The 8,257-nt window shown below is 68.9% G+C and carries 8 protein-coding genes; 6 read left to right on the forward strand and 2 right to left on the reverse strand.

Annotated elements, in window-relative coordinates; translation table 11 throughout:
• The 5 genes from L995_RS10590 to L995_RS10610 form a co-directional block, all read left to right on the forward strand.
• Positions 1-578: AMP-binding enzyme (locus L995_RS10590; RefSeq protein ID WP_047471498.1), on the forward strand; the 578-nt coding region annotated here is incomplete at its 5' end.
• Positions 579-603: 25 nt separating this feature from the next.
• On the forward strand, positions 604-1,752 hold the full coding sequence (locus tag L995_RS10595; RefSeq protein WP_047218395.1) for an acyl-CoA dehydrogenase family protein: 1,149 nt from the start codon (positions 604-606) through the stop codon (positions 1,750-1,752).
• A 77-nt stretch (positions 1,753-1,829) separates the two neighbouring features.
• Positions 1,830-2,720, forward strand: a complete 891-nt coding sequence (locus L995_RS10600; RefSeq protein ID WP_016449208.1) for an SDR family oxidoreductase — start codon at positions 1,830-1,832, stop codon at positions 2,718-2,720.
• Between the two features lie 17 nt (positions 2,721-2,737).
• Complete coding sequence (locus L995_RS10605; RefSeq protein ID WP_016449207.1) at positions 2,738-3,550, forward strand: crotonase/enoyl-CoA hydratase family protein; 813 nt, start codon at positions 2,738-2,740, stop codon at positions 3,548-3,550.
• A 260-nt stretch (positions 3,551-3,810) separates the two neighbouring features.
• On the forward strand, positions 3,811-4,557 hold the full coding sequence (locus L995_RS10610) for a 3'-5' exonuclease (protein WP_047471501.1): 747 nt from the start codon (positions 3,811-3,813) through the stop codon (positions 4,555-4,557).
• Here the strand turns inward: L995_RS10610 and L995_RS10615 are convergent.
• Entirely contained in the window at positions 4,554-5,612 is a 1,059-nt protein-coding gene (locus L995_RS10615) for a GGDEF domain-containing protein (RefSeq protein WP_231574405.1), read from the reverse strand. The two genes, L995_RS10610 and L995_RS10615, sit on opposite strands and share 4 nt — an antisense overlap.
• Before the next feature lie 434 nt (positions 5,613-6,046).
• Between L995_RS10615 and L995_RS10620 the strand changes: the two genes are divergently transcribed.
• The gene (locus L995_RS10620; RefSeq protein WP_047471506.1) at positions 6,047-7,336 is read left to right on the forward strand and encodes an O-acetylhomoserine aminocarboxypropyltransferase/cysteine synthase family protein; all 1,290 of its coding nucleotides are present in this window, start codon (positions 6,047-6,049) and stop codon (positions 7,334-7,336) included.
• Between the two features lie 7 nt (positions 7,337-7,343).
• Here L995_RS10620 and L995_RS10625 read toward each other — a convergent pair.
• Positions 7,344-8,257: hypothetical protein (locus tag L995_RS10625; protein WP_047471508.1), on the reverse strand; the 914-nt coding region annotated here is incomplete at its 5' end.

Genomic DNA, 8,257 nt, shown 5'->3' on the forward strand with positions numbered 1-8,257 from the left:
AGCGCGAGCGCCTGCTGCGCGCGGCCGGCCGGCCCGTGACCATTGCCGAGGTGCGCATCGTCGATGGCGAGGGCCGCGAGCTGCCGCCCGGCGAGGTGGGCGAGATCACGGCGCGCGGCCCCATGGTCATGCAGGGCTACTGGAACAAACCTGCCGAGACAGCCGCCGCGCTCAAGGACGGCTGGATGCACACGGGCGACATGGGCCGGCTGGATGCCGACGGCTACCTCTTCGTCGTGGACCGGCTCAAGGACATGATCGTCAGCGGCGGCGAGAACGTGTATTCGGCCGAGGTCGAGAACGCCATCGCCCAGCTGCCCCAGGTCGCCATGTGCGCCGTCATCGGCGTGCCCGACGAACGCTGGGGCGAGCGCGTGCACGCCGTGATCGTCGCGCGCGAGGGCCAGCCGCTGACCGAGGCCGAGGTCATCGCCCACTGCCGCGAACGCATCGCGGGCTACAAGTGCCCGCGCTCGGTGGAGTTCCGCAGCGAGCTGCCGCTGTCGGCCGCCGGCAAGCTGCAGAAATTCCAGCTGCGCGAGCCCTACTGGCAGGGCCGCGAACGCCGCATCAACTGAACCCCTCAATCCACCGGTCCAAGCCATGCCACTGCAACTGACACGCTCCTGGAGCACCCCCGAACTGGAAAGCCTGCGCGCCACCGCCGTGCGCTTTCTGGAAACCGAAATGCAGCCGCAGGACGAGGCCGCACGCCAGCGCGGCAACGTGGGCCATGCCATCTGGCGCCGCGCCGGCGAGCTGGGCCTGCTGTGCACCGACATCCCCGAGGACTACGGCGGCGGCGGCGGCGACTTCCGCCACGAGGCCGTGATCCACGAGGAGATGGCGCGCCGCGCCCTCTCGGGCATGAGCAACTCCGTGCATTCCATCGTGGCCCACTACCTGCTCAACCATGGCACCGAGGCGCAAAAGCGCAAGTACCTGCCCGCCATGGCGCGCGGCGAACTGGTGGGCGCCATCGCCATGACCGAGCCCGGCGCGGGCTCGGACCTGCAGGGCGTGCGCACGCGCGCAGAACTCAGGGACGGCCGCTACCGCATCAACGGCAGCAAGACCTTCATCACCAACGGCCTGCTGGCCGGCCTGATCCTCGTGGTCTGCAAGACCGACCCGGCCCAGGGCGCGCGCGGCACCTCCATCCTCATCGTGGAGACCCGGGACTGCGCGGGCTTTCGCGTGGGCCGCGTGCTCGACAAGATGGGCATGAAGGCCCAGGACACCTCGGAGCTGTTCTTCGACGACGTGACCGTGCCGCAGGACGCGCTGCTGGGCGGGCGCGAAGGCCAGGGCTTCTACCAGCTCATGGGCGACCTGCCCTACGAACGCCTGATCATCGGCCTGGCCGCCCTGGCCTGCATGGAAGGCGCCTATGAGGCCACGCTGGCCTATGTGCGCGAGCGCCGCGCCTTCGGCCAGGCCATTGCCGACATGCAGAACACCCGGTTCAAGCTCGCCGAGGTGGCCACCACGCTGACCGTGGGCCGCGCCTTCATCGACCGCTGCGTGGAGCAGCTGGTGGCCGGCACGCTGGACACGGCCACGGCCTCCATGGCCAAGCTCTGGGGCTCGGAAGCGCAGGGCCGCGTGCTCGACGAACTCGTGCAGCTGCATGGTGGCTACGGCTACATGAACGAATACATGGTCACGCGCATGTACGCCGATGCGCGCGTGCAGCGCATCTACGGCGGCACCAGCGAAATCATGAAGGAAGTGATCTCGCGCGCGCTCTGACGCTCCGATCCCCTGGCGGCGCCAAGCGCTGCCGCAGTCCCCCTATTCCTTCCCCGGCAGCACAGGAGACAGCAGCCATGACCCTCGACGACCTCATCTACAAGCCCGGCCTGCTCCAGGGCGAACGCATCCTCGTCACCGGCGGCGGCACCGGCCTGGGCCGTGTCATGGCCGAGGCGTTTCTCATGCTGGGCGCCGACATCCACCTGTGCGGCCGGCGCGGCGCCGTGGTCGAGCAGACAGCGCAGGAGCTGGTGCAGCAGCACGGCGGCCGGGCCACGGGCCATGCCTGCGACGTGCGCCAGCCCGAGGCCGTGGAGCAGATGATCGAGGCCATCTGGGCCGACGGCGGCGCGCTCACGGGCCTGGTCAACAACGCGGCCGGCAACTTCGTGAGCCGCACCGAGGACCTGTCCATGCGCGCCTTCGACGCCGTGGCCAACATCGTCATGCGCGGCAGCTTCAACCTCACGCTGGAGTGCGGCCGCCGCTGGCTGGCCGAGGGCCGCAAGGCCAGCGTGCTGTCCATCCTCACCACCTGGGTCTGGAACGGCTCGGCCTTCACCGTGCCCTCGGCCATGGCCAAGTCGGGCGTGCATGCCATGACGCAGTCGCTGGCCGTGGAATGGGGCAACCGGGGCATACGCTTCAACGCCATCGCGCCGGGCCTGTTTCCCACCGAAGGCATGAGCGCGCGGCTGAACCCGCAGGGCGGCGAGCATGTGCGCGCCGACAACCCCATGGGCCGCAACGGCCGCATGCCCGAGCTGGCCAACCTGGCCGTCTTCCTCATGAGCCGCCAGGCCGAGTACCTGACGGGACAGACCATCGCCATAGACGGCGGACAATACCAGGCGACGGGCGGCAACTTCGCCGGGCTGGCCAGCTGGAGCGACCAGGACTGGGCGAATGCGCGCAGCGCCATCGAATCGCGCAACGCGGCCGACCGCCAGCAAAGAACCGCATAGACACAAGGAGACAAGCCATGAGCCAAGAACGCGTGCGCATATCGGTGGACCACGGCGTGGCCGAGGTGACCCTGGCCCGGCCCGACAAGATGAATGCGCTGGACCCCGCCATGTTCGACGCACTGATCGACGCATTGGCGCGGCTGCGGGACACGCCCGGGTTGCGCGCCGTGGTGCTGCATGGCGAGGGGCGCGCCTTCTGCGCGGGCCTGGACATGGGCAGCATGGCCGGCATTGCCGACGGCCAGCAGACGGCGGACATGACGGACCTGGCCGCGCGCACGCACGGCATTGCCAACCGCTTCCAGCAGATCTGCTGGGGCTGGCGCGAACTGCCCGTGCCCGTGATCGCCGCCGTGCACGGCGTGGCCTACGGCGGCGGCCTGCAGCTGGCGCTGGGCGCGGACATCCGCCTGGTGGCCGAGGATGCGCGGCTGTCCATCATGGAAATCAAGTGGGGACTGGTGCCCGACATGGCCGGCTGCGCGCTGGCCGCGCCGCTGGTGCGCGGCGATGTGCTGCGCGAGCTGGTCTACACGGGCCGCATCGTGCCCGGCCCCGAGGCCGTGGCCCTGGGCCTGGCCACGCGCGTGAGTTCCGCGCCGCTGGAGGAAGCGCGCCACCTGGCCCGCCAGATCGCGGCCAGCAGCCCGCACGCCATGCGTGCGTCCAAGCGCCTGATGCAGCTCAGCGAAACGGCATCGCCCCAGGACATCCTGCTGGCCGAGGCGCGCGAGCAGCAGGCCCTGCTGGGCAGTGCCAACCAGGCCGAAGCCGTGCGCGCAGGCCTGGAAAAACGGGCCCCGGTGTTCAGCGACCAAGGCCTTTAGACACCTCTTGAAACAACCACCGGACCCTGCCCACGGGTCCGCCGCGGCCATCCGTAATTACCCTTAATCGACGCCCTTTCGCCACTGCGCTGATTTTTTAGGCATTCCGTGGAAAGCCTTGCAGGGCGCGGATTCGGCAAGTTACACCCGGAGTTTTCCACAACTCCGTCCACATGCATCGGGGATAAAAACCCGGGGCCGAAGGGACATGCAGGAGCAGGCATACTTGACGGCTCGCCTCGGCCTCCCCCCCCTTTCCCATGCCCCGCCTGCACGCCCCCAGCAAGGAAGACAGCCGCCTGCTGCCGCCTTTTTCCGCCCTGCCGGAACGCTGCATCCACGTGCCCGCCACCGACGCCGAATTCGCGGCCGCCCGCGCCGCGCTGATGGCCGCGCCCGTGCTCGGCTTCGATACCGAGAGCAAGCCTCTTTTCCACGCCAGCCAGACCGACACCGGCCCCCATGTGGTGCAACTGTCCACCTGCGACCAGGCCTGGCTGCTGCAGCTGCACCATGCGCAGGCACGCGCGCTTGCGGCCGACGTGCTGGCAAGCGAGGCCATCTGCAAGGCCGGCTTCGGGCTGGACCATGACCGCAGCGCGCTGCCCGCGCGCCTGGGCGTGGCGCTGAACAACGTGATCGACCTGGACCGCGTGTTCAAGCGCCATGGCTACGCCAGCTCGGTAGGCGTGCGCGCGGCCGTGGCCCTGGTGCTGGGGCAGAACTTCCAAAAGTCCAAGAAGATCTCCACCTCCAACTGGGCTGCACCGCAGCTGAGCCTGGCCCAGCGCCACTATGCGGCCAACGACGCCCACGGCGCCGCCATGGTGCATGCCGCGCTGCCGGGCTGGGAGCTGCGCCAGCCGGCAGCGGCCCAGCGGCCTTCCAGGCCTGCGCTTGAACCGCGCGGGCCACGCGAGTCCAGCGCCCCGCAGACGCCGCAGACAACGCGTCCGCCCCGCACCGCTCGCCTGCTGCAGGCTGCGGTCGCGCCGGCCAAGTCCTAGAGCGTTTCCTCTTCCTTCACCAACCGCACCCGGTCCCGGCCTGCGCGCTTGGCCTCGTAGAGCATGGCGTCGGCACGCGCGAGCGCCTGCTCCAGCGTCTGGCCCGGCGCCATCCAGGCCACGCCGAAGCTGGCGGTGATGCGCACCTCGTCGGGCAGCCCGCTGAAGCCCATCAGGCGCAGCTGGGTCTGTATGCGCCGGGTGATCGACTGCACGGCCAGCGGGTCCGCACGCGGCAGCAAGGCCACGAACTCTTCCCCGCCAAAGCGGGCCACCAGGTCCTGCTGGCGCGTGCTGCGCAGCAGCAGTCGCGCAAAGCGCTGCAGCACTTCGTCACCGGCCGCGTGGCCCCAGCCGTCGTTGACCCGCTTGAAATGGTCCAGATCACAGACCAGCACGGCGGCTGAAAGCTGAGGGTGCTCGGCCCGCCGGCGCTGCACCTCCTCCTTGAAGGCGCGCCGGTTCAGCAGCCCTGTCAGCGGATCGCGGTCGCGCTCCTCACGCAGCTCCTGCACGGTGTCGCGCACCGCCGCCGCCAGGAACACAATGGCGAACAGCAGGCCGAACACCAGCAGGCTCAGCTGCTTCGCCAGGCACGCGGAAGAAATGCCCAGCCATTCACTGGCCGCGTCGGCCGGTGGCGAGGCGCCAGGCGGTGTCAGCCACAGCGCACGAACGAAAAAGCTCAGCGCAAAGACCACGAACACCCCCAGCAGCAGCCGGTCCCAGTCCGTACCGGGATGCCTGCGCGGCAAACGCCACAGCGGCAGGGCCAGTTGCAGTCCCAGGCCGAAATTGAGCACATGCTGGCGCGCCTGCGCATCGGGAACGACCCAGGCGTAGTAGCCCAGCACCGCCAGCACTGCGCTGCCAAAGACAGCCGCCAGCGGCGCATCCGGTCGCACGCCCTGGCGCATGGCCATGGCCTCGGTGATGAACCAGGCCGCACACAGCTGCAGCGCGGCCGTGGCCAGCGCATTGACGGGCACGGCCGCAGGCCGCTCCAGGACCTGCAGCAGCAGCGCCAGGCTGAATCCGGTGAAGGCGAGGGACATGCTGCGCAATTCGCGCCGGGCACGCAGATGCCGCCAGCAGACATAGAAACAGCCGGCCAGCAGCGAGGTGCACAAGGGCACCGCCAGCGCCAGAAAATGTCTTGCTGTCAACGTCACCATCAACTCCCGAATGGAGTCTAGCGATCAGGTCACGTTACAACACGTTGTTAACAAAAATACACATTCACTCACGATCCTGGCAAAGCCAGGCCGGACATATCTGCGCACGGCAGAGGAGCAACCGGTCTGCGGCGTATATGTTCGTAACCAACGCATCGTTGGGCACCGGAGGCCGGCACGCCACAATGCCAACCGTCCTCCGCTTGTAAAACCTCAGGACTTACGCAAACAGGATGCGGGAACGCGCCGCTGCCCATGGCAAATGGCCCGCCCTGCCCTTCTTGCGTAAGCCGTCACCAGAAAGGCAATCTTCCATGCGCATCGAAACCCTGGCCGTCCACGCCGGCTACTCGCCCGACCCCACCACCAAGTCGGCCGCCGTGCCCATCTACCAGACCGTGGCCTATGCCTTCGACAGTGCCCAGCATGGCGCCGACCTGTTCGACCTCAAGGTGGCCGGCAACATCTACACGCGCATCATGAACCCCACCACCGACGTGCTGGAAAAGCGCGTCGCGGCGCTGGAAGGCGGCATTGCCGCCGTGGCCGTGGCCTCGGGCATGGCCGCCATCACCTATGCCATCCAGGCCATCGCGGAGGCAGGCGACAACATCGTCTCGGCCAGCACGCTCTACGGCGGCACCTACAACCTGTTCGCCCACACCTTCCCGCAGCAGGGCATCACGGTGCGCTTTGCCGATCCGCGCGACCCGGCCAGCTTCGCCCAGCACATCGACGAGAAGACCAAGGCCATCTTCATCGAGTCCATCGGCAACCCGCTGGGCAATGTCACCGACATCCGCGCCCTGGCCGACGTGGCCCACGCCCATGGCGTGCCGCTGATCGTGGACAACACCGTGCCCAGCCCCTACCTGCTGCGCCCCATCGAGCATGGCGCCGACATCGTGGTGCACTCGCTGACCAAGTACCTGGGCGGCCACGGCAACAGCGTGGGCGGCGCCGTCGTGGACAGCGGCAAGTTCCCCTGGGCCGAGCACAAGGCCCGCTTCAAGCGCCTGAACGAGCCCGATGTCAGCTACCACGGCGTGGTCTACACCGAGGCCCTGGGCGAGGCAGCCTACATCGGCCGCGTGCGCGTGGTGCCGCTGCGCAATACCGGCGCCGCACTGTCGCCGCACAACGCCTTCCTGATCCTGCAGGGCATAGAGACGCTGGCCCTGCGCATGGACCGCATCTGCGAGAACACCCAGAAGATCGCCGAGACGCTGCAAAGGCATCCCAAGATCGAATGGGTGCGCTACGCCGGCCTGCAGGACCATCCCGACCACGCCCTGGTGAAGAAGCAGCTGGGCGGCCGCGCCTCGGGCATCCTGTCGTTCAGCCTCAGGAACGGCAACGGCGACAGCAACACCCGCGCCGCCGGTGCGCGCTTCCTGGATGCGCTGCAGCTGTTCACGCGCCTGGTCAACATCGGCGACGCCAAGTCCCTGGCCACGCACCCGGCATCGACCACGCACCGCCAGCTCGACGCCGAGGAACTGGCCAAGGCCGGCGTCACCGAAGGCATGGTGCGCCTGTCCGTGGGCATTGAGCACATCAGCGACCTGCTGGCCGACCTGGAGCAGGCGCTGGACAAGGTCTGAGACGCCCTCAGCGCCTGCGCGAGCGCTCGCGCAGTTCCTGCGAGGAATAGAAGATCAGCGGGTCCGGCGTGCGCTGCGGATTGGCGCAGGGCTCGATGGCATGGCCGCGCGGCGGGGCGCAGCGGGCCAGGTCACGCAGCTGGGCCTGGGTTCGTTCGGCGTGGCGCGCGGCGGTCTCTCCTTCGGAGGGGCGGCTGCCGGGCACGATCAGGCGCAGCTCCATCTTGCGGATGGCCGGCTCCACGGCGTAGGTGCCCTGGAACTGCAGCACCACGCGGCGCTCGGGCAGGTCCACCGTGGCCAGCACGGCACGCATGGGCACGGGAATCATCGCTCCCGACTGGTAGCGCACCAGCACGAAGGGCGCAAAGGGCTTGGGCAGCTTCAGCGCCAGCGTCTGGCCCTTGCCGTTTCCATTGCCGTTACGCGCATCGGCACGCACACGCAGCTGTCCGCCATCGGGCAGATAGCGGTCCAGCCGCCAGCCGGTGGCCACGCGCTGCGCGCCCACACAGGGCGCGTAGTAGTACTCGGTGGGGTCGGCATCCTTGCCCGTGTACAGCATCTGGGCGCCTTCATGCTCGGTCAGCGTCTTGATGGCCGCATCGGCGCCATCCGCCTGGGCGCCGACCAGCGTGCCGCCGCGCACGAACACGCCCGTATACGGGAACCAGGTGGTGCGCTGGTTGGCCACGGCGCCATAGGGCTTGCATCCGGTGGACATGCTCTGGTCCTGCATGTCGGCATGCGGGGCGACGGGCTCGCCGCCCTGGCCGCCGCCCTGGTCGGCCAGGGTCAGGCGGCCATCGGACTCGATGGTGAAGGTGGCCTTGGCCACCATGGAGTAGTAGCGGCCGGCTGCGTCTTCGCCGATCAGCAGCAGGCTGGGCAGGGGCGTGAGATTGGCCACCTCGGACGCGG

Origin of the sequence: Delftia sp. ZNC0008, from assembly GCF_000799035.1 — a bacterium.
Taxonomy (GTDB): Bacteria; Pseudomonadota; Gammaproteobacteria; order Burkholderiales; family Burkholderiaceae_C; genus Comamonas; species Comamonas tsuruhatensis.

Bases quoted from the DNA above. Each gene is read 5' to 3' on its own strand.
- L995_RS10605 (WP_016449207.1), top strand. From the start codon at position 2,738: ATGAGCCAAGAACGCGTGCGCATATCGGTGGACCACGGCGTGGCCGAG.
- L995_RS10600 (WP_016449208.1), top strand. From the start codon at position 1,830: ATGACCCTCGACGACCTCATCTACAAGCCCGGCCTGCTCCAGGGCGAA.
- L995_RS10620 (WP_047471506.1), top strand. From the start codon at position 6,047: ATGCGCATCGAAACCCTGGCCGTCCACGCCGGCTACTCGCCCGACCCC.
- L995_RS10615 (WP_231574405.1), bottom strand. From the start codon at position 5,612: ATGTCCCTCGCCTTCACCGGATTCAGCCTGGCGCTGCTGCTGCAGGTC.
- L995_RS10610 (WP_047471501.1), top strand. From the start codon at position 3,811: ATGCCCCGCCTGCACGCCCCCAGCAAGGAAGACAGCCGCCTGCTGCCG.
- L995_RS10595 (WP_047218395.1), top strand. From the start codon at position 604: ATGCCACTGCAACTGACACGCTCCTGGAGCACCCCCGAACTGGAAAGC.